At 58.8% G+C, this 20370-nt stretch carries 19 protein-coding genes; 11 read left to right on the top strand and 8 right to left on the bottom strand.

Annotated elements, in window-relative coordinates; translation table 11 throughout:
• Positions 1-12: 12 nt before the first annotated feature.
• The 4 genes from AC1DWG_RS23865 to dksA all read right to left on the bottom strand — a co-directional run bounded on the left by AC1DWG_RS23865 (position 13) and on the right by dksA (position 4613).
• Positions 13-2967, bottom strand: coding sequence for a sensor histidine kinase (locus AC1DWG_RS23865; RefSeq protein ID WP_477764623.1), 2955 nt, complete (start codon positions 2965-2967; stop codon positions 13-15).
• The gene (locus AC1DWG_RS23860) at positions 2951-3127 is read right to left on the bottom strand and encodes a hypothetical protein (RefSeq protein WP_003176118.1); all 177 of its coding nucleotides are present in this window, start codon (positions 3125-3127) and stop codon (positions 2951-2953) included. The genes AC1DWG_RS23865 and AC1DWG_RS23860 overlap by 17 nt, the downstream gene beginning before the upstream one ends.
• A gap of 77 nt (positions 3128-3204) precedes the next feature.
• Positions 3205-4095 (bottom strand): tRNA glutamyl-Q(34) synthetase GluQRS, encoded by an 891-nt coding sequence (gene gluQRS / locus AC1DWG_RS23855; protein ID WP_477764622.1) that lies wholly within the window; start codon positions 4093-4095, stop codon positions 3205-3207.
• A 77-nt stretch (positions 4096-4172) separates the two neighbouring features.
• Entirely contained in the window at positions 4173-4613 is a 441-nt protein-coding gene (gene dksA / locus AC1DWG_RS23850; RefSeq protein WP_007971100.1) for an RNA polymerase-binding protein DksA, read from the bottom strand.
• 334 nt (positions 4614-4947) lie between these two features.
• Between dksA and AC1DWG_RS23845 the strand changes: the two genes are divergently transcribed.
• Positions 4948-6120 (top strand): pyridoxal phosphate-dependent aminotransferase, encoded by a 1173-nt coding sequence (locus AC1DWG_RS23845; protein WP_477756867.1) that lies wholly within the window; start codon positions 4948-4950, stop codon positions 6118-6120.
• The gene (gene sfsA / locus AC1DWG_RS23840) at positions 6120-6833 is read left to right on the top strand and encodes a DNA/RNA nuclease SfsA (RefSeq protein ID WP_477759973.1); all 714 of its coding nucleotides are present in this window, start codon (positions 6120-6122) and stop codon (positions 6831-6833) included. Before AC1DWG_RS23845 ends, sfsA begins: the two co-directional genes overlap by 1 nt.
• On the opposite strand, the gene AC1DWG_RS23835 is transcribed toward sfsA, so the two are convergent.
• The 4 genes from AC1DWG_RS23835 to AC1DWG_RS23820 all read right to left on the bottom strand — a co-directional run bounded on the left by AC1DWG_RS23835 (position 6830) and on the right by AC1DWG_RS23820 (position 10040).
• Positions 6830-7147 (bottom strand): Rieske (2Fe-2S) protein, encoded by a 318-nt coding sequence (locus tag AC1DWG_RS23835; RefSeq protein ID WP_477757025.1) that lies wholly within the window; start codon positions 7145-7147, stop codon positions 6830-6832. The genes sfsA and AC1DWG_RS23835 overlap by 4 nt on opposite strands.
• 380 nt (positions 7148-7527) lie before the next feature.
• Positions 7528-7800, bottom strand: a complete 273-nt coding sequence (locus AC1DWG_RS23830; protein ID WP_108216473.1) for a TfoX/Sxy family protein — start codon at positions 7798-7800, stop codon at positions 7528-7530.
• A 247-nt stretch (positions 7801-8047) separates the two neighbouring features.
• A complete protein-coding gene (locus AC1DWG_RS23825) occupies positions 8048-8392 on the bottom strand; it encodes a pentapeptide repeat-containing protein (RefSeq protein WP_477756315.1) in 345 nt (114 codons plus the stop codon).
• A 91-nt stretch (positions 8393-8483) separates the two neighbouring features.
• Positions 8484-10040 (bottom strand): bifunctional aminoglycoside phosphotransferase/ATP-binding protein, encoded by a 1557-nt coding sequence (locus AC1DWG_RS23820; protein WP_477764621.1) that lies wholly within the window; start codon positions 10038-10040, stop codon positions 8484-8486.
• 116 nt (positions 10041-10156) lie between these two features.
• Between AC1DWG_RS23820 and mrcB the strand changes: the two genes are divergently transcribed.
• The 9 genes from mrcB (at position 10157) to msrQ (ending at position 20019) form a co-directional block, all read left to right on the top strand.
• Positions 10157-12475: a penicillin-binding protein 1B gene (mrcB, locus tag AC1DWG_RS23815; RefSeq protein WP_477759974.1), complete on the top strand. Its 2319-nt coding sequence runs from the start codon at positions 10157-10159 to the stop codon at positions 12473-12475.
• 16 nt (positions 12476-12491) lie between these two features.
• Complete coding sequence (locus tag AC1DWG_RS23810) at positions 12492-13229, top strand: tetratricopeptide repeat protein (protein ID WP_477764620.1); 738 nt, start codon at positions 12492-12494, stop codon at positions 13227-13229.
• Complete coding sequence (locus tag AC1DWG_RS23805; protein WP_223454881.1) at positions 13229-13564, top strand: YqcC family protein; 336 nt, start codon at positions 13229-13231, stop codon at positions 13562-13564. Before AC1DWG_RS23810 ends, AC1DWG_RS23805 begins: the two co-directional genes overlap by 1 nt.
• Positions 13565-14047: 483 nt before the next feature.
• Positions 14048-15772, top strand: coding sequence for an acetolactate synthase 3 large subunit (locus AC1DWG_RS23800; protein WP_477759975.1), 1725 nt, complete (start codon positions 14048-14050; stop codon positions 15770-15772).
• Between the two features lie 2 nt (positions 15773-15774).
• Entirely contained in the window at positions 15775-16266 is a 492-nt protein-coding gene (ilvN, locus tag AC1DWG_RS23795) for an acetolactate synthase small subunit (RefSeq protein ID WP_003176102.1), read from the top strand.
• Positions 16267-16311: 45 nt separating this feature from the next.
• Positions 16312-17328 (top strand): ketol-acid reductoisomerase, encoded by a 1017-nt coding sequence (gene ilvC / locus AC1DWG_RS23790; protein WP_003228216.1) that lies wholly within the window; start codon positions 16312-16314, stop codon positions 17326-17328.
• Between the two features lie 144 nt (positions 17329-17472).
• Positions 17473-18327 carry a CDP-diacylglycerol--serine O-phosphatidyltransferase gene (pssA, locus tag AC1DWG_RS23785; RefSeq protein WP_007971084.1) on the top strand — a complete coding sequence of 285 codons (855 nt, stop codon included), beginning with the start codon at positions 17473-17475 and terminating at the stop codon, positions 18325-18327.
• Between the two features lie 58 nt (positions 18328-18385).
• On the top strand, positions 18386-19399 hold the full coding sequence (msrP, locus tag AC1DWG_RS23780) for a protein-methionine-sulfoxide reductase catalytic subunit MsrP (protein ID WP_477788435.1): 1014 nt from the start codon (positions 18386-18388) through the stop codon (positions 19397-19399).
• Positions 19399-20019, top strand: a complete 621-nt coding sequence (gene msrQ, locus AC1DWG_RS23775; RefSeq protein WP_477764618.1) for a protein-methionine-sulfoxide reductase heme-binding subunit MsrQ — start codon at positions 19399-19401, stop codon at positions 20017-20019. Before msrP ends, msrQ begins: the two co-directional genes overlap by 1 nt.
• The last annotated feature ends 351 nt before the right edge of the window (positions 20020-20370 follow it).

The raw sequence follows: 20370 nt of genomic DNA, 5'->3' as shown, positions 1-20370 counted from the left end.
CTCTCGACGGTCTCAGTTCACAGCGGACGTCGCTTCGACATGACGCGGCAAGGTAACCCTGATTCGGGTGCCGCGTTGGCTTTGAACATCAGCCGGGCTGTCGATGGTGATTTGTCCATAATGCTCTTCAACGATGGAATAGACCAGTGCAAGGCCCAGACCGGTGCCTTCGCCAGGGTCCTTGGTGGTGAAGAAAGGTTCGAACAATCGGTCCATGATGCTCGACGGAATACCACTGCCTTCGTCTTCCACGATCAGATCGACCGTGTGTTCGCCAGCTTCGCTCTTGACCCGTACCGCACTGCCGGGAGGCGAGGCGTCACGGGCGTTTGAAAGCAGGTTGATCAATACCTGGGCCAGCCGTTGCGGGTCGCCTTCGACCCAGTGTTCGGGGTCGCACAGGTTGTAGAACTGCACTTCGAAATTGCGTCGGTTCAGGGCCAGCAGGCCGATGGCATCCTGAGCCACTTCGGCCAGACAGACGGGCTCGTCGCTGTGCTGATGGCTGCCGGCATGGGCAAAGCTCATCAGCGACTGGACGATGCGCGACACGCGTTTGGTCTGCTCGAGGATCTGGCCGCTGATTTCCTTCAGCTCGCCGTCTTCTTCACGTTCTTCGCGCAGGTTCTGCGCCAGGCACGCGATACCGGTGATCGGGTTGCCGATCTCATGGGCCACGCCGGCCGCCAGTCGACCGATGCTGGCCAGACGCTCGGAATGCACCAGTTTGTCCTCGAGCATCTGGGTTTCGGTCAAGTCTTCCACCAGCAACACCAGGCCACTGTTGCCCGGCGCGAGGGGTTCGTCGATCGCCGCTTTGTGCAGGTTCAACCAGCGGGTCTGGCCGTCGAGGGCCAGGTGCTGTTTGTGCAAGTGTTCGTCCGGCAGATTGATGAAGCCTTGCAGCAGTTCTTTCCATGGGTCGGCAATGGTGCTCAGGCGCGAACCGACCACGCGCTGCGCAGCGATGCCGGTGAGTTCCTCCATGGCCTTGTTCCACATGAGAATTTCCTGATCCTTGGCCAGCGAGCAAACGCCCATCGGCAATTCCTGCAAGGTCTGGCGGTGATAGCGGCGCAGGGCATCGAGTTCGGCGGCCAGGCCGGTCAGGCGCGAGTGGTAATCCTCGAGGCGACTTTCGATGAAGTGAATGTCTTCGGTGACGTAGTTTTCGCCGCCGGCCTTGTAGGGCAGGAAGGTTTCGACCATGTCCTGGGCCACACTCGGGCCCATCAGGCCGGAGAGGTTGGCCTCGATGCGGTCACGCAAGCGGCGCAGGGCATAGGGTCGGCGTTCGTCGAAAGGCAGATAGAGGTCGCGCAGTGCCTGTTCCACTTCTTTCTGCGCCGCCTTTGCACCCAGTGGCTTGGCCAGTTGCGTGGCGAACTCCTGAGGCGAGGCGGCGTGCAGTTCCCGACGCTGCGGGCGGCGCACGTTATCCACGGCGCAGGCTTCGGCAGCGCTGGCTTCTTCGGTGCTGGCGTTGGTGAACAACGAGATCAGGGTGAACATCAGCACGTTGGCCGCCAGCGAGGCAATCGCCGCCATGTGCCAGCTGGTGTCGTCCAGCACGTAGATCATGTTCAGCAGCGGAATGTAGAAGCCCTGCAGATTGCCGACCAGTGGCAACAACATGGTCACCAGCCACACAAGGATCCCCGCCAGCAAGCCGGCGATGAAGCCGCGACGGTTGGCGGTCGGCCAATACAGGACCGAGAGCACGCCCGGCAGGAACTGCAACGTGGCGACGAAAGCGACAATGCCGAGGTTGGCCAGGTCCTGCTCGGCACCGAGCATCAGGTAGAAGCCGTAGCCGGCCATGATGATCGCGACGATCAGCGCCCGGCGGGTCCACTTCAGCCAGCGGTAGATGTTGCCTTCGGCCGGTGGTTGATACAGCGGCAGCACCAGGTGGTTCAAGGCCATCCCGGACAGCGCCAGCGTGGTGACGATGATCAGGCCACTGGCGGCGGACAACCCGCCGACATACGCCAGCAACGCCAAAGACTTGCTGTTGGCGGCGATGCCGATGCCCAGGGTGAAGTATTCCGGGTTGGTGGTGGCGCCGAGCTTCAGTCCGGCCCAGAGAATCAGCGGCACCGCCAGGCTCATCAGCAGCAGGAACAGCGGCAGGCCCCAGCTCGCACTGACCAGCGAGCGCGGGTTGAGGTTTTCGGTAAAGGTCATGTGATACATGTGCGGCATCACGATCGCCGAGGCGAAGAACACCAGCAGTAGCGTACGCCACGGGCCTTCCTGCAAAGGCGTGTGCAGGGCAGCGAGCGCGGTCTGGTTTTGCAGCAACCACAACTCAAGCTGTTGCGGGCCGTCGAACACACCGTAAAGCGCATACAGCCCGACACCGCCAAGGGCGATCAGCTTGATCACCGATTCGAAGGCAATCGCGAACACCAGGCCTTCATGTTTTTCGCGGGTGGCGATGTGGCGGGAGCCGAAGAAAATCGTGAACAGCGTAATCAATGCACAGAAGCTCAGGGCCACGCGATGCTGTACCGGCTCGCGGGTGAGGATACCGATGGAGTCGGCGACCGCCTGAATCTGCAAGGCCAGCAGCGGTAATACGCCGACCAGCATGAAAATCGTGGTCAGCGCACCAGCCCAGGTGCTGCGGAAGCGGAAGGCAAACAGGTCCGCCAACGACGAAAGCTGATAAGTACGGGTGATCTTCAGGATCGGGTAGAGCAACACCGGCGCCAGCAGAAATGCTCCGGAAACCCCCAGGTAGCTGGACAAAAAGCCGTAGCCGTACTGATAGGCCAGGCCCACGGTGCCGTAAAACGCCCAGGCACTGGCGTAGACGCCCAGTGACAGGGTGTAGGTCAGCGGGTGGCGAATGATCGCCCGGGGAATCATGCCCCGTTCACTGATCCAGGCCACACCGAACAGCACCGCCAGGTACGCGGCACTGATCAGGATCATCTGGGTCAGGCTAAAGCTCATCGGCATCTTTTTGGCTCTGCAGGATGAAAGTCACGACGATCAGAATCAGCCAGAGCAGATACGGGCGATACCAGGCGCCAGTGGCGTCGATCCACCAATCCATGATGGCTGGGGAAAACAGGTAAATCCCCACTACCAAAAGCAGGACCAAGCGATAGATGTACATCCCGGCCTCTCTTTTTTATGCGCGTGCCCGAAAACGTGCGGCGATGGTAACGGATGGGCGCGCCACTGCAAGTGCGATCACAACAGCTGTGCCTCGGGCAGGCTCAGTGTGCGCGGGATCAACGAGGCATCCCAGTGGGCAATGCCCCAGTTCAGCACTTCCCGCGGCGTGGCATCAGTCAGTTCGGTTCCCGGGTTCTGTCCCAGCGCGCGCAGCGCCCGCAGCAACAGGGGCGTTGCCTGATCCTCGGTCAACGGCGGCGAGCGGTAGGACTTACCAAGTTTATTGCCATCAGGTTGAGTAATCAGCGGGATATGCAGATAACGCGGCTGCGGCAGACCGAGCAACTCTTGCAGGTAGAGCTGACGGGGCGTGGAGTCCAGCAGGTCGGCACCTCGAACGATATCGGTGATGCCCTGCCAGGCATCGTCCAGGACCACGGCCAATTGATAGGCGTAGAGGCCGTCGCGGCGGCGGATCACAAAATCGCCGACTTCCCGGCCCAGATGCTGGCGGTATTCGCCTTGCACCCGGTCGATGAAGTGGTACTCCAGCTCCGGAACACGCAGGCGAATGGCGGCATCGTCGGTGCCATGGCCGGCATTGCGGCACAGCCCCGGATAAATCCCGTGGTACGGCGCCAGCTGTTTGCGCGAGCAGGTGCAGGCGTAGGCCAGGCCGTGATTGAACAGGCGATTGAGCACCTCGGCATAGGCATCGTGCCGCTCGCTTTGGCGAACCAGGTCGCCATCCCACTCGAAGCCATAGCTTTCCAGCGCCTTGAGAATGGCCGCCTGGGCGCCGGGTTCTTCACGGGGCGGATCAAGGTCTTCCATGCGCATCAGCCAGCGTCCGCCCACTGAGCGCGCGTCAAGGTAGGAGGCCAGTGCGGCGACCAGCGAACCGAAGTGCAGATGGCCACTAGGGGTGGGAGCGAAGCGCCCGATGTAGGGGGTGTTGGCGGTCATGGATGCATTTAAAGCCAAAAAAACATCAGAAACAAAAACGGAGCGTTCGCACGCTCCGTTCTTCGTTCAAGTCGCAATTATTTGCCGACTTGCTTTTCCTTGATTTCCGCCAGGGTCTTGCAGTCGATGCACAGGTCGGCGGTAGGACGCGCTTCGAGGCGCTTGACGCCGATCTCGATGCCGCAGGATTCACACCAGCCGTACTCTTCGTCTTCGATCAACTGAAGTGTCTTGTCGATCTTCTTGATCAACTTGCGTTCGCGATCGCGGGCACGCAGTTCGAGGGCGAATTCCTCTTCCTGGCTGGCACGGTCTGCCGGATCAGGAAAGTTGGCCGCTTCGTCCTTCATGTGGTCCACGGTCTTGTCGACACCTTCCATCAGCTCTTTCTTCCACTGATTCAGGACCTTGGTGAAGTGCTTGCGCATGGGCTCGCCCATGTACTCTTCGCCGGCTTTCTGAACATAGGGCTCGAAGCCGCTGATCGCCTGGTTTTGCTGCTTTGCTTGGGTGGACATGAAATAGACCGCCTCTACTCTTGTAATCCATCTGCGCAGGATTGCTCCATCACCGGCACCTGCTCGGCCCTGCGGCTGCAAGCGGGCGAACTTACCAGATCAACTCGGGCCGCGCTACTCCCGGATGTCGAGCTCGCGGCACAGGGTGCTTGCAAATGATGACAAACCGTTGTCTGGTGGCTCTGGAACCCTGCTCAATTATTGATTTTAGTCAATCCTTGCGCGCGCGCTCGAGTCGTTTGTGATCGGGGTTACAAGGCCTCTGACCGCTTTAGGTTCTCGCTCGTTCCTGCGCTTGGGTAGAATCGGTTTTTTCTCCGTTGAAGGAAGGCCAATGGCTCAGCCCTACAGTGCCCGCAGTCGCGCAATCGAACCTTTCCATGTCATGGCGCTGTTGGCGCGGGCCAATGAATTGCAGGCGGCCGGCCACGATGTGATCCACCTGGAAATCGGCGAGCCGGACTTCACCACCGCCGAACCGATCATCCAGGCTGGCCAGGCTGCGCTGACAGCGGGGAAAACCCGTTACACCGCCGCGCGCGGCATTCCGGAGCTGCGTGAGGCCATTTCGGGCTTTTATCAGCAGCGTTATGGTTTGAACATCGACCCGCGGCGCATCCTCATCACGCCTGGCGGGTCCGGCGCGTTGCTGCTGGCCAGCGCTTTGCTGGTCGACCCCGGTAAACACTGGCTGCTGGCGGACCCGGGCTACCCGTGTAACCGGCATTTCCTGCGGCTGGTCGAAGGCGCGGCACAACTGGTACCGGTCGGTCCGGATGTGCGTTATCAATTGACGCCTGGCCTGATCGAGCGTCATTGGGACCACGACAGCGTCGGCGCATTGGTGGCATCGCCAGCCAATCCGACCGGCACGATCCTGACCCGCGACGAGCTGGCGAAGTTGTCTGTTGCGATCAAGGAGCGCCACGGTCATCTGGTGGTCGACGAGATTTATCACGGCCTGACCTACGGCACCGATGCGGCCAGCGTGCTGGAAGTCGACGACAGTGCATTCGTTCTGAACAGTTTTTCGAAGTATTTCGGGATGACCGGTTGGCGGCTCGGATGGCTGGTGGCCCCCGACGCGGCCGTCGGTGAGCTGGAAAAGCTCGCCCAGAATCTCTACATCAGTGCACCCAGCATGGCGCAGTACGCTGCACTGGCCTGTTTCGAACCGGCAACCATCAGCATTCTCGAAGAGCGTCGCGCCGAATTTGGCCGGCGTCGGGATTACCTGCTGCCGGCCTTGCGTGAATTGGGCTTCGGCATTGCGGTGGAGCCGGAAGGGGCTTTCTACTTGTACGCCGATATCAGCAAGTTCGGCGGCGATGCCTTCGCGTTCTGTAAACATTTTCTCGAAACCGAGCATGTGGCATTCACCCCGGGGCTGGATTTCGGGCGTTATCAGGCCGGGCATCATGTGCGGTTCGCCTATACGCAAAACATCGAGCGTTTGCAGGAGGCGGTCGAGCGCATTGCCCGTGGGTTGCGGAGCTGGCAAGGCTGATGCGATTTCATCCTCCCCTCGAAGAAGGCCGCCTGATTCGTCGTTACAAGCGTTTTCTCGCCGATATCGAAACCGTTGATGGCGAATTGCTGACCATTCACTGCCCGAACACTGGCTCGATGCTCAATTGTCAGGTCGAAGGCGGGCAGGTCTGGTTCAGTCGCTCAAACGACCCGAAACGCAAGTTGCCCGGCACCTGGGAGGTCGGTGAAACCCCGCAAGGGCGGCTGTTTTGCGTGAACACCGCCCGGGCCAATGGTTTGATCGAAGAGGCGCTGCGAGCGGGCGTCATCACCGAACTGAACGGTTTTACCGGGCTCAAGCGCGAAGTGGCCTATGGTCAGGAAAACAGTCGTATCGATTTCCGCCTCGATTACCCAGAAGGGTCTGCCTACGTCGAAGTCAAAAGCGTGACCCTGGGCTTCGACGGTACGGCGGTGGCAGCGTTTCCCGATGCGGTCACCCAGCGTGGCGCCAAGCATCTGCGGGAGCTGGCGCATTTGGCCAGGGACGGTATTCGCGCGGTGCAGTTGTACTGTGTTTGCCTGACCGACATCGAGGCCGTGCGCCCGGCGCAGGAAATCGATGCGGCTTATGCTCAGGCCTTGCGTGAGGCTATCGCCTGCGGGGTCGAGGTATTGGCTTACGGTGTGCGGTTGAGCCACGAAGAAATGTTGGTCGACCGGCGTCTGGACGTGTTACCGGGTGGTTAAAGGCTGATCCAGATCCCCTGTTCATCCTCGCGGCAGGCCACGCTGGTCAAGGTTTGCCCCGCGCAAGGGCCGGCGACGCATTCGCCGTCTTCGATCAGGAACAGTGCGCCATGGGTGGCGCACTGGATCAGGCTGTTGCTGGGGTCGAGAAACTGGTCGGGATGCCACTCAAGGGCAACGCCCCGGTGCGGGCAGCGATTGATGTAGACATAAACCTGCCCGCTACGGCGCACCGCAAAAAACTTTTGGCCATTGATGTCGAACCCGCGGCTGCTGTCATTGACCAGCTCGGCACCTGCGCAAAGCAACTTCATGTCTATCCTCGGTCCCGCGGCTCGTGACCGGATATGTCCGAGCTTGAGGGGTGAATGCTATCAAATGGCTGCCTCGCCCGTGGAATCCTTTGAAGGAAGCTGCGCCAGACCCTGTCAGTACTTTTCCACAGGCAAAAAAAGACCCGGCAAGAGCCGGGTCAAATAACCGTGATTAGCCTGATGAGGAGATAATCCGAGAGTCCGAACCAAGGGCTTTTCAGAATATCGACCAGTCTCGCGACTAGTTGTGATAATCATATCGATTCTCATTACCAAGTCAACCGCTGTTTTTTGATTTCTTTGCGATTTTCCGGATTTGCGTTTGCAGGCCCCGTAATCATTGGGTTTCAGGTTGCAAAGCTTCAGAAGTATTTGTCGGATCAAATCTTGTGGCGTGTAGAGATGGCTTCCAGTTGTTTGTTCAGCGCTTCCTTGCGCTCGGCAGGAATGTCGTTCCAGTGAACGTCCATCAGGGCGCCTTCAATTGCGTACAACAACACCTTGGACGCCCGAAAACCGCGCGTGCGCACGGCCCGATAAGCATCCACCGCCCCGAGGCGACGCAAGTCCGACGCGCTATGGATGCCCACGGCATGCAGCCATTGCGCTGACGTCTTGCCAAGATTCTTCAGGTGTTGCAGTTCATCATTCATCAAGCCTCCTTGCGATGGCCGAATGGAGAGCGTGGGCAATCTTCTGAGGAGTGTAGCCATCAGTAGGAAACGCGTGATTGTTTGCTCGTTTTCGACGCAAATGCTTCTAAGAAACGAGTATTGGCAGAGCGTGAAAAATCCGCGAACGCAGTAGGAAGAGGTGGGGAAGAATCAGGAATTACGGGCGAGTATCCCTCCACAGTCCAGCGCAATCAGGGGCGCTGGACGTGTCAGTCAGCGACGTTGGTCAGCGGGTGCGATAACGCAATCGCGTGCCGAAGTTCATCGACATCAGGATTTCGTCGGCGCTGAGTTCCACCGGAAAGTAGGCGCCGGAGATTTGCGCGTGGGCCAGGCTCGCGCCTTCCAGGTTCGCTTTACTGAAATCAATGCCGCGCAAGTCGGCGGAACGGAAGTAGGCGTTGCTGAAATCCACACCGTCGGCATTCAGCTCGCGCAGGTCCAGCCCCCGGAAGTCTCCACCCGCCATGTCGATGGGGCCATCCTTGGGGCGTTCACTGTTGAAGCCTCTGATGTCGTCTTTGTGCAGAAGGGCGTAAAGCGGTGTGTCGAGAAATTTCGGCTGGCTCATGTCGCATCACCTGTTGGTTTTATGACGCCAGTATAGTGCCACTATTTGGCGGCCGTGAAGCCAGCGGAGACTTCACGGCTGAAAAACTTCCTTACAGGCCCGGTAGGCGCTGACGAATTTGCGCGACAACGGTATCGAGCGTCCCGCTTTCATTAGTCTGGACGCGCTTGCTGCAGAGGATTTCTGCGGGTGTCAGCGCTTCACGGCTGGCTTGCTGGGCTGCGATAACAGCCAGGGTGGCGTCGGACGGGTCTTTCTTGTCTGCCTGGCGCACGGCCAGCCAGCTTTCGATCACGGCCTGTGGCGCATTGCAGTCGAGGATCAGGAAGGGTGTGCCCGTGGCCTCGGCCACCATTGCGGCACTGTCACGCTGATCACGCTTGAGGTAAGTGGCATCGACCACCACCGGGAAGCCCGCACGCAGGATGACGTCGGCGATTTCGTGCAGGCGGGTATAGGTCGCCGCGCTGGCGTCGGCGCTATAGATGCCGGCCTGTACATCATTCTCGACGGTTTGCTCGCCGAACAGACGCTTGCGCTCGACATCGGAGCGCAGGCGAATCGCGCCCAGGGCTTCGACCAGGCGCATGGCGACATGGCTCTTGCCGACGGCGGAAACGCCGCTGGTAATGGCCATGAAACGCGAAGGAATGGTGCTGTAGCTTTCCGCCAGGTTGGCGTAGTTGCGGTACTGGCGCAGGGTCGTGGCGCGCTGCACCGCAGTGGCTTCGGCCGGCATGCTGAACAGGGCAACCTTGGCGCGAACCAGTGCGCGGTAGGCTTTGTAGAAGTTCAGCAGTTCGAGGCCGCGATAGTCACCGGTCAGCTCCAGGTACTGGCTGATGAAGCGACGCGCCAGGCACTTCAGGCCACGATCTTCCAGGTCCATCGCCAGGAAGCCGGTGTCGGCATAAACGTCGGTAAAGCGAAACGGTTCGTTGAATTCGATGCAGTCGAAGATCACGACCTTGCCGTCGATCACGGTTGCGTTACCCAAGTGGATATCACCGTGGCATTCACGAATGAAGCCTTCGGCCTTGCGCTGGGCGAATAGCGGTTTGAGGCGTTCGAAGCTGCTTTCGGCCCAGGCTTGCAGGGCGTCGAGTTGCAGCAGGTCGGCTTTGTCGCTGAGGAACGGACGGATCTGTTCGAAGTTCTGTTGCACCGGCGCCATGACGCTGTCCGGGGTGCCGGCTTCGTGCCCGGCTGGCACTTTCGGTGCGCTGAGGTGGAAGCGGGCGATTTGCCCGGCCATCTCGTCGATGTGCGCGGTGGTCAGTTCGCCATTGGCTTGAAGGGTGCTGAGCAAGCCGGTTTGCGGGAACTGGCGCATCTTCAGTACATATTCGATGGCCGGGCCTTCACCACCCAGTTGCGGAGCCTCGGCACTGCCGGTGACGGGCAGCACTTCGAGGTACAAATCGTCGGTGAGGCGCTGGTTCAGACGCAGTTCTTCAGTGCAAAAGTGTTCGCGAGCCTCAAGGCTGGTGAAGTCGAGAAAGCCGAAATTGACCGGCTTCTTCACTTTATAGGCATAGGGGCCGGTGAGCAGTACCCAGGAAATATGGGTCTCGATGACCTGGAATCCCTCTACAGGATGCGGGTAGAGGGCAGGGTTTTGCAGGGCAGCGATCAGGGACTGGCTCACAGGCGATCCTTCAGAGACTGGGAAATTCAAGGCCGTCATTATGGCCGCAAGTCCGCTCGACGCAAACCTCGGAGCGCTCCTGTTGAGGATGAATAAAGTGCGTATAATCCGCCGCCATGACTCGTACTCGAACTCCCCGAACCCCAAAAAAACCACCCTCCAGAGGCCTGCGCCCGTGGCTGGGCTGGGCCATTAAACTCAGTCTGGTCGCCCTGGTAGTGCTGGCCGGATTCGCCGTTTACCTTGATGCAATCGTCCAGGAGAAGTTCTCCGGCAAGCGCTGGACCATCCCGGCCAAGGTTTACGCGCGCCCGCTCGAGCTGTTCGTCGGACAAAAGCTGAGCAGGGATGATTTTCTGACTGAACTCGATGCCCTGGGCTATCGCCGTGAAAGCGTGGCCAATGGTCCGGGGGCGGCGTCGGTCAACGGCAATACCGTCGATCTGAATACCCGTGGCTTCCAGTTCTATGAAGGCATGGAACAAGCGCAACCGGTGCGGGTGCGTTTCTCCGGCGATTACGTGGCCGAGTTGGCGGGGGCAAAAGGCTCGAAACTGTCGGTGGTGCGCCTGGAGCCGCTGCTGATCGGCGGCCTGTACCCGAAAAACCTCGAAGACCGGATTCTGATCAAGATCGATCAGGTGCCGCCGTATTTGCTTGAAACGCTGGTGGCGGTCGAGGACCGCGATTTTTATCATCACTTTGGTGTTTCGCCGAAGTCGATCGCCCGTGCAGTCTGGGTCAACGGTTCGTCCGGCCGCATGCGTCAGGGCGGCAGTACCCTGACTCAGCAGTTGGTCAAAAACTTCTACCTGACCAACGAGCGCAGCCTGAACCGCAAACTCACCGAAGCGATGATGGCGCTGCTGCTTGAACTGCATTACGACAAGCGCGAAATCCTTGAGGCTTACCTCAACGAAGTGTTTATCGGGCAGGACGGTCAGCGCGCGGTGCATGGTTTCGGTCTCGCCAGCCAGTTCTTCTTCAGTCAGCCGCTGGCTGAGCTCAAGTTGCATCAGGTCGCACTGCTGGTGGGCATGGTCAAGGGACCTTCTGCCTATAACCCCCGTCGTTATCCGGAGCGTGCCCTTGAGCGGCGCAACCTGGTACTCGATGTGCTGCAGGAGCAGGGCGTTGCGACTGCCGAGCAGGTTGAGGCGGCGAAGAAAATGCCGCTGGGCGTGACTAAGCGCGGCAGTCTGGCGGACAGCTCGTTCCCCGGCTTCCTCGATCTGGTCAAGCGTCAGTTGCGCGAAGACTATCGCGACGAAGACTTGACCGAAGAAGGTCTGCGGATCTTCACCAGTTTCGACCCGATCCTGCAGATGAAGGCTGAAGCCTCGGTCAACGACACCTTCAAGCGTCTGGCGGGGCGCAAGGGTTCCGATGACGTCGAAGCGGCAATGGTCGTGACCAACCCGGAGACGGGTGAAGTGCAGGCCATGATCGGCAGTCGCCAGGCCAGTTTTGCCGGGTTCAACCGGGCGCTGGATGCGGTACGGCCGATCGGCTCGCTGATCAAGCCGGCGGTTTATCTGACTGCACTGGAGAAACCAAGCCAGTACACATTGACCAGTTGGCTGTCGGACGAATCCTTCTCGGTCAAAGGCGCGGATGGTCAGGTCTGGAAACCGCAGAACTATGATCGTCGTTCTCACGGTACGGTCTTCCTCTATCAAGGCCTGGCGCACTCCTACAACCTGTCGACCGCGCGTCTTGGTTTGGCGGTCGGTGTGCCGAACGTATTGAAGACGGTGGAGCGCCTGGGGGTGTCTCGTGAGTTCCCGGCCTTCCCGTCGATGTTGCTCGGCGCTGGCGGCATGACGCCGATCGAAGTGGCGACCATGTACCAGACCCTCGCCAACGGCGGCTTCAATACGCCGATGCGCGGGATCCGAAGCGTGCTGACTGCCGAGGGCGAGCCGCTCAAGCGTTATCCGTTCCAGATTCAGCAGCGTTTCGATCCTGCCTCCATTTACCTGATCCAGAGCGCCATGCAGCGGGTGATGCGTGAAGGTACCGGCAGTTCGGTCTATAACGTGCTGCCAAGGACCCTGACCCTGGCGGGTAAGACCGGTACCAGTAACGACTCGCGGGACAGTTGGTTTGCCGGTTTCAGCCAGGACTTGCTGGCGGTGGTCTGGCTGGGTCGCGACGACAACGGCAAGACGCCATTCACCGGCGCCACCGGGGCTCTGCAGGTCTGGACCAGCTTCATGCGCAAGGCCGACCCGTTGCCGCTGGATATGCCGCAGCCGGACAATATTGTTCAGGCCTGGGTTGATTCGCGAACCGGGCAAGGTTCTGACGCCGGTTGCCCAGGTGCCGTACAGATGCCGTATATTCGCGGCAGCGAACCGCCTCCCGGCGCCGCTTGCGGTGGTGAAAACCCTGCCGAGTCGGTAATGGATTGGGTCAAGGGCTGGATGAATTAAGCAAAGAGGGTTTCAAGTGAACAAGTGGTTGATTCCAGCGGTTGCCGCCGTAGCTTTGCTCAGCGGTTGTTCTAGCGTACAACGTGGCTCGATTCCGGTTGTGGATTCCGGCACCGTCGTGTCCAACAGTGAGCGGATCTCGGCCAATGGCGGCTTCCGCCAGACGACCGTCAAGCGCCCTGTACAAGGCCAGTCGCAGACCCAGGCGATTGCGCAAGGCGACAGCGGTGTAGTGGTGATGGTGCCAGGCGCGGCAACGACTTCGACGCCGATCAGCACCACACCGATTACCCCGGGTCCGATCACGCCGGGGCCAATTGACACGTCGCCGGTCCAGTCGGCGCCGATCAATCAGGGCAGCTACAGCATGCCGTCGTCGCCAAGCGGGATTCCGTCGGCCAGTTCGGGCGGGCTTTCTGCAGACGAGCAACTGGACGGCCCGGTATTGGCTTTGCTGACCACTGCTCAACAGCAGCAGGCGAGCGGTGATCTCAACGGTGCTTCCTCCAGCCTCGAACGCGCCCAACGCGTTGCACCGCGAGAGCCGCAGGTGCTTTACCGTCTGGCGCAGGTGCGCATGGCTCAGGGCGATGCGGCCCAGGCCGAGCAGTTCGCTCGCCGTGGGCTGACCTTTGCCAATGGTCGTCCAGCCCTTCAGGCCAACTTGTGGGAGCTGATTGCCCAGGCGCGTGAAAAGCAGAGTGATTCCCAGGGCGCGGCACTGGCTCGTCAAAAGGCCAAGGTAACGCTGTGATGGACGCGCGCTTTCTGAAAATCGCCGATCAACTGTTGTTGATCGAGCGCGAGTTGCGGGTGCAAGGGTGGTGGGATGAAGTCTCGCCCTCTGCTGAAGCGCTTGCCAGTGTCGAGCCGTTTTCGGTCGATACACTGGATTTCGAGCAATGGCTGCAGTGGATCTTCCTGCCGCGCATGAAGATGATCCTTGAGCAGGATTTGCCGCTACCCAATGCTTCGGGCATTCAGGAAATGGCTGAAATGGTCTTTGCCGGACGCAATGTCCAGGGCAAGGATCGGCAGTTGCAGGTATTGCTCAAACAGTTTGATCAGTTGATCACAGCGTCTCGCTGAGCCAGAAGCTGCCAGCGTCCGCTGGCAGTTGTTCACAATCTCTCTCTGTTTTGTCGCCTGCTGCTAGTTAAGTGCATTCGCCTGCCAATTTTTTGCCAAAAGTTGCGCAATCGAAGCTAACACACGGCTGATTTACGGGTTTTTTCTTGCGTTCTCATGTGCTTAGTAGAATAAAGCACGTAGACGACTTGACTTGCGAAGGACGAAACAGAAGAATCCAAAGTCCGCTGTACAGGGACTGCCAGAAGCAGACCCTCTCAGCAGATCATGAGGCGCATATCCGCGTCGACCTGTTACACCCGCAACGCGTTACCTCGCGCTGGGTGGGAAAGGCCCGCAACACTTGGGACGATCCCAATACTTGCTCAGTCAGTGCTGACGTAGTCGGCGACCACCGTCGCTCATGCTCTGCCGAGAAGTAAACCTATTAAGACCCGTCCCATTTTTCGTGGGCGGTATTCTGGCGTTTTAGAGGTGAGCAACGTGGAGCTTTTATCTGGCGGTGAGATGCTCGTCCGCTTTTTGCGCGACGAAGGCGTCAAATATATCTACGGGTACCCGGGTGGTGCTCTTCTTCATGTTTACGATGCCCTGTTCAAAGAACCGGAAGTGACCCACATCCTGGTTCGTCACGAGCAAGCGGCTACCCATATGGCTGACGGCTACGCCCGTGCCACCGGTAAAGCCGGTGTGGTACTGGTGACTTCCGGTCCTGGCGCAACAAACGCCATCACCGGTATCGCCACCGCCTACATGGACTCCATTCCGATGGTGATCATTTCCGGCCAGGTGCCTAGCACCATGGTCGGCACCGATGCGTTCCAGGAAACCGACATGATCGGTATCTCCCGGCCGATCGTGAAGCACAGCTTCATGATCAAGCACGCGTCGGAAATCCCGGAAGTCATGAAGAAGGCGTTCTACCTGGCGCAATCCGGTCGTCCTGGCCCGGTCGTTGTCGATATCCCGAAAGACATGACCAACCCGGCCGAGAAGTTCGAATACGTCTTCCCGAAAAAAGCCAAGCTGCGTTCCTACAGCCCGGCTGTTCGCGGTCACTCCGGTCAAATCCGCAAGGCGGCAGAAATGCTCCTGGCGGCCAAGCGCCCTGTGTTGTACTCGGGCGGCGGCGTGATCCTCGGCGGTGGTTCCGCACCACTGACCGAACTGGCGAAGATGCTCAACCTGCCAGTGACCAATACCCTGATGGGCCTTGGTGGCTTCCCTGGCACCGACCGTCAGTTCATCGGCATGCTCGGCATGCACGGCAGCTACACCGCCAACCTGGCGATGCACCATGCTGACGTGATCCTCGCTGTCGGCGCGCGTTTCGACGACCGTGTCATCAACGGTGCCTCGAAGTTCTGCCCGAATGCCAAGATCATTCACATCGACATCGACCCGGCTTCGATCTCCAAGACTATCAAGGCCGATGTGCCTATCGTGGGTCCGGTCGAGAGTGTCCTGACCGAAATGGTCGCGATCCTCAAGGAAATCGGCGAGACCCCGAACAAGGAGTCCGTTGCCAGCTGGTGGAAGCAGGTTGACGAGTGGCGTGGTGATCGCGGCCTGTTCCCTTATGACAAGGGCGACGGCAGCGTCATCAAGCCGCAAACCGTGATCGAAACCCTGTGCGAAGTGACCAAGGGCGACGCCTTTGTGACCTCCGACGTGGGCCAGCACCAGATGTTTGCTGCGCAGTACTACAAGTTCAACAAACCGAACCGCTGGATCAACTCCGGTGGCCTGGGCACCATGGGCTTCGGTTTTCCGGCGGCCATGGGCATTCAGTTGAGCTACCCGGATGCCGACGTTGCCTGTGTAACGGGCGAAGGCAGTATCCAGATGAACATCCAGGAACTGTCCACCTGTCTGCAATACGGTTTGCCGGTAAAAATCGTCATTCTGAACAACGGCGTTCTGGGTATGGTTCGTCAGTGGCAGGACATGAGCTATGGCAGCCGTCACTCGCACTCCTACATGGAGTCGTTGCCTGACTTCGTCAAGCTGGCAGAAGCCTATGGTCACGTTGGCGTGCGCATCACTGAATCGAAAGATTTGAAGTCGAAGATGGAAGAAGCGTTCGCCATGAAAGATCGCCTGGTGGTGATCGATATTTCGGTCGATACCAGTGAGCACGTCTACCCGATGCAGATCAAAGACGGCTCCATGCGCGATATGTGGCTGAGCAAGACGGAGCGTACCTAATCATGCGGCACATTATTTCCTTGCTTCTGGAAAACGAACCCGGTGCTCTGTCTCGTGTGGTTGGCCTGTTCTCGCAGCGCAACTACAACATCGAAAGCCTGACCGTGGCCCCGACCGAAGACCCGACCCTGTCGCGTCTGACGCTGACCACGGTTGGTCACGATGAAGTCATCGAGCAGATCACCAAGAACCTGAACAAGCTGATCGAAGTGGTAAAACTGGTCGACCTGTCGGAGAGTGCTCACATCGAGCGCGAACTGATGCTGGTCAAGGTCAAGGCCACCGGCGCCCAGCGTGCCGAGATCAAGCGCACTACCGATATTTACCGTGGGCAGATCGTCGATGTCAGCGCCAGCGTGTATACCGTTCAACTGACCGGTACCAGCGACAAGCTCGACAGCTTCATTCAGTCCATTGGCACCGCCTCGATTCTGGAAACCGTCCGTAGTGGCGTGACCGGCATTGCCCGCGGCGACAAAGTACTCAGCATCTAAACCAAATTAGCGAACGGCCTGAACGGCCTGATATAGGGGAAATTCATGAAAGTTTTCTACGATAAAGACTGCGACCTGTCGATCATCCAGGGCAAGAAAGTTGCCATCATCGGTTACGGTTCCCAGGGCCACGCTCAAGCGTGCAACCTGAAAGACTCCGGCGTTGACGTGACTGTCGGCCTGCGCAAAGGTTCGGCTACCGTTGCCAAGGCTGAAGCCCACGGCCTGAAAGTGACCGACGTTGCTTCTGCCGTTGCAGCTGCCGACCTGGTCATGATCCTGACCCCGGACGAATTCCAGTCCTCCCTGTACAAGAACGAAATCGAGCCGAACATCAAGAAAGGCGCCACCCTGGCCTTCTCCCACGGCTTCGCGATCCACTACAACCAGGTTGTGCCGCGCGCTGACCTCGACGTGATCATGATCGCGCCGAAGGCTCCAGGCCATACCGTACGTTCCGAGTTCGTGAAGGGCGGCGGTATCCCTGACCTGATCGCTATCTACCAGGACGCCTCGGGCAACGCCAAGAACGTCGCTCTGTCCTACGCTGCCGGCGTTGGCGGCGGTCGTACCGGCATCATCGAAACCACCTTCAAGGACGAGACCGAAACCGACCTGTTCGGCGAACAAGCCGTTCTGTGCGGCGGTACCGTTGAGCTGGTCAAGGCCGGTTTCGAAACTCTGGTTGAAGCTGGCTACGCGCCGGAAATGGCCTACTTCGAGTGCCTGCACGAACTGAAGCTGATCGTTGACCTCATGTACGAAGGCGGTATCGCCAACATGAACTACTCGATCTCCAACAACGCCGAATACGGCGAGTACGTGACCGGTCCGGAAGTGATCAACGCCGAATCCCGTCAGGCCATGCGCAACGCCCTGAAACGTATTCAGGACGGCGAATACGCCAAGATGTTCATCAGCGAAGGCGCTACCGGCTATCCTTCGATGACCGCCAAGCGTCGTAACAACGCCGCTCACGGTATCGAAATCATCGGCGAGCAACTGCGCTCCATGATGCCGTGGATCGGTGCCAACAAGATCGTCGACAAAGCTAAAAACTAAGTCACGCCCTTGTACGAAAAACGCGGCTTAGGCCGCGTTTTTTCGTTTGGGGGGCCGGTTCTGGTATAAAGCTGCATCGTTTGCGGCCGAACCGTCGTCCCAGACACCTGTCCAGACTTTCCACCCCGTTGCAAGGTAATGTCCATGAGCGAACGCCCCGAAGAGCCAAACCAGGCTTCTGACGCCGAAAGCCTGCTGCCCATCGATGAACATGTCGAGGAAGGGCATGACGCTGAAGGTCGTAAAGTCCGGCATCGTGGTATCTATCTTCTGCCGAATCTGTTCACCACTGCGAACCTGTTCGCAGGGTTCTATTCCATCATCAACTCGATGAGCGCCCAGGCGGCTTTGAGTGCCGGTGACTCGGCCAATGCGAGCAAGTATTTTGCGTTTGCAGCCATCGCGATCTTCGTTGCCATGGTGCTCGACGGTCTTGATGGTCGCGTGGCCCGCATGACCAATACCCAGAGCGCCTTTGGTGCCGAGTACGACTCGCTGTCGGACATGGTTGCCTTTGGTGTGGCGCCGGCATTGCTGGCCTTCGGTTGGGCCTTGGGTGACATGGGCAAGGTTGGCTGGATGGTCGCCTTCATCTATGTGGCGGGCGCGGCATTGCGTCTCGCGCGTTTCAACACTCAAGTCGGTACGGCGGACAAGCGCTACTTCATCGGCCTGGCCAGCCCTGCTGCGGCGGGTGTGGTTGCAGGCATCGTCTGGGCGTTCAGCGATTACGGTATCCAGGGGTCGAAGATGTCCTTCCTGGTTGCGCTGATGGTTGCTGCGGCCGGCATGCTGATGGTCAGCAACATCAAGTACAACAGCTTCAAGGAACTGGATTTGAAAGGCCGTGTGCCGTTCGTGGCGATCCTCGCGGTAGTGCTGGTGTTCGCGGTTGTTTTCAGTGATCCGCCACGCATCCTGCTGTTGGTGTTTCTCGCCTATGCAGCCTCCGGCCCGGTTCAATACCTGTTACGTCTTCGCCGTAACAAGAGCGCGTAATTTCCCTCATACTCCGCAGTCTATGGGTGCATCTGTCCTCCAAAGCTGCGGAGTAACCATGCTGATCAAAGTCCCCAGAACGTCCGACTGCCATGAGTCGGACGTCACGCCTGAATCCCTCTATCTATCTCGACGCAAAGTGCTCGGCGCCACGGTTGCCGGCTTCGCTCTGGGCGGCCTGCCGCAATGGGCCAGCGCTGGCGATGCTGCGCGTTATCCGGATGTCGAGCCCGGCAAGGCGCCTGCCTGGTTCAGCGAAAAACTTCCGACCACCCGGTGGGGCGCGGTCAGCGTCAAGGATGAGGCGATCACACCGTTCAAGGATGCGACCCACTACAACAACTTCTACGAGCTCGGCACCGACAAAGGTGATCCGGCTGCCAATGCCAGCACGCTGAAGGCGGAGCCGTGGTCGGTGGTGGTGGACGGGGAGGTGGGCAAGCCTGGGCGGTATGCGCTGGAGGACTTCATGAAACCGTATCAGCTGGAGGAGCGAGTCTACCGGCTGCGTTGCGTGGAAGCCTGGTCGATGGTCATTCCCTGGATCGGTTTTCCGCTCTCGGCCTTGCTCAAGGAGGTCGAGCCGACCTCGAAAGCCAGATTCATCCGCTTCGAAACCCTGCAGGATCCCAAAAGCATGCCGGGTCAGCGCTCCGGTTTTGCCTTGATCGACTGGCCCTATATAGAAGGGCTGCGTCTGGATGAGGCGATGAACCCATTGGCGATTCTTGCGGTGGGTATGTATGGGCGTGAGTTGCCGAATCAAAACGGCGCGCCGTTGCGTTTGGTGGTGCCTTGGAAATATGGCTTCAAGAGCATCAAGTCCATCGTGCGCATCAGTCTGGTCAGCGAGCAGCCGAAAACCACCTGGCAGAGCATTGCTGCGAATGAATATGGCTTTTATGCGAACGTGAATCCCACGGTTGATCATCCTCGCTGGACTCAGGCGCGTGAACGCCGCCTGCCCAGTGGTTTGTTCAAGCCCAATGTGCGCGACACACAAATGTTCAACGGCTACTCAGAGGAAGTCGCCTCTCTATATACGGGGCTCGACCTGAGGAAGAACTACTGATGCGCTATCCGTTTTGGCGTGTCGGTGTCTTTGTCGTGGTGCTGGTGTGGCCGCTGCTGTGGTTGTACCAGGCCTGGGAGGATGTCCTCGGGCCGGATCCGGGCAAGGTACTGGTTGATCGACTGGGTTTGGGGGCGCTTGTTCTGCTGCTTGTAACCTTAAGCATGATGCCTTTGCAGAAGCTCACCGGTTGGGCGGGGTGGAATGCCGTGCGGCGACAGTTGGGATTGTGGTGCTTTGCCTATGTGCTGCTCCACCTCAGTAGTTATTGCGCATTCATACTTGGTTTTGACTGGTCGCAGCTGGGTGTCGAGTTGCGCAAGCGGCCTTACATTATTGTCGGTGCGCTGGGCTTTCTTGGTTTGCTGGCATTGGCGGTGACTTCCAATCGATACAGTCAGCGGCGATTGGGTGTTCACTGGAAGAAGTTGCATCGCCTGGCTTATGTAATTCTCGGGCTTGGATTACTGCATATGCTCTGGATTGTGCGTGCCGACCTGAAGGAGTGGGTGATCTATGCATCTATAGGTGCATTGCTGTTAGTGCTGCGGCTACCGCCTTTGGCTCGTCGAATCCCGCGTTTAGTGGCTAAAAAGGGCTCTTCTGCCAAAAAGGCGTAAATAGTGGTTGACGGCAGATTACAGGTGTCTATAATTCGCCCCACTTCCGGCGCAGTCGAAACGGAAAACTCCTTGGTAAACAATGAGTTATGAAGTTTTCGGCAGCAGGTTGCTTCAGGTCATCGAAGCCAAAAGGAAGTTGAAAAAGGGGTGTTGACAGCAGCGTGTAACGCTGTAGAATTCGCCTCCCGCTGACGAGAGATCTGAAGCGCAAGTGGTTGAAGTTGAAAAGGAAACTTGGAAAACTTCTGAAAAATACCACTTGACAGCAAATGAGGCTGCTGTAGAATGCGCGCCTCGGTTGAGACGAAAGATCTTAACCAACCGCTCTTTAACAACTGAATCAAGCAA

The sequence above is a fragment of the Pseudomonas sp. P4_B3 genome (assembly GCF_056402295.1).
This window is presented reverse-complemented; position numbering and strand designations above follow the sequence as displayed.

Coding starts and splice junctions, on each gene's coding strand:
- AC1DWG_RS23865 (WP_477764623.1), bottom strand. CDS start 2,967: ATGCCGATGAGCTTTAGCCTGACCCAGATGATCCTGATCAGTGCCGCG.
- AC1DWG_RS23860 (WP_003176118.1), bottom strand. CDS start 3,127: ATGTACATCTATCGCTTGGTCCTGCTTTTGGTAGTGGGGATTTACCTG.
- gluQRS (WP_477764622.1), bottom strand. CDS start 4,095: ATGACCGCCAACACCCCCTACATCGGGCGCTTCGCTCCCACCCCTAGT.
- dksA (WP_007971100.1), bottom strand. CDS start 4,613: ATGTCCACCCAAGCAAAGCAGCAAAACCAGGCGATCAGCGGCTTCGAG.
- AC1DWG_RS23845 (WP_477756867.1), top strand. CDS start 4,948: ATGGCTCAGCCCTACAGTGCCCGCAGTCGCGCAATCGAACCTTTCCAT.
- sfsA (WP_477759973.1), top strand. CDS start 6,120: ATGCGATTTCATCCTCCCCTCGAAGAAGGCCGCCTGATTCGTCGTTAC.
- AC1DWG_RS23835 (WP_477757025.1), bottom strand. CDS start 7,147: ATGAAGTTGCTTTGCGCAGGTGCCGAGCTGGTCAATGACAGCAGCCGC.
- AC1DWG_RS23830 (WP_108216473.1), bottom strand. CDS start 7,800: ATGAATGATGAACTGCAACACCTGAAGAATCTTGGCAAGACGTCAGCG.
- AC1DWG_RS23825 (WP_477756315.1), bottom strand. CDS start 8,392: ATGAGCCAGCCGAAATTTCTCGACACACCGCTTTACGCCCTTCTGCAC.
- mrcB (WP_477759974.1), top strand. CDS start 10,157: ATGACTCGTACTCGAACTCCCCGAACCCCAAAAAAACCACCCTCCAGA.
- AC1DWG_RS23805 (WP_223454881.1), top strand. CDS start 13,229: ATGGACGCGCGCTTTCTGAAAATCGCCGATCAACTGTTGTTGATCGAG.
- ilvN (WP_003176102.1), top strand. CDS start 15,775: ATGCGGCACATTATTTCCTTGCTTCTGGAAAACGAACCCGGTGCTCTG.
- ilvC (WP_003228216.1), top strand. CDS start 16,312: ATGAAAGTTTTCTACGATAAAGACTGCGACCTGTCGATCATCCAGGGC.
- pssA (WP_007971084.1), top strand. CDS start 17,473: ATGAGCGAACGCCCCGAAGAGCCAAACCAGGCTTCTGACGCCGAAAGC.
- msrP (WP_477788435.1), top strand. CDS start 18,386: ATGCTGATCAAAGTCCCCAGAACGTCCGACTGCCATGAGTCGGACGTC.
- msrQ (WP_477764618.1), top strand. CDS start 19,399: ATGCGCTATCCGTTTTGGCGTGTCGGTGTCTTTGTCGTGGTGCTGGTG.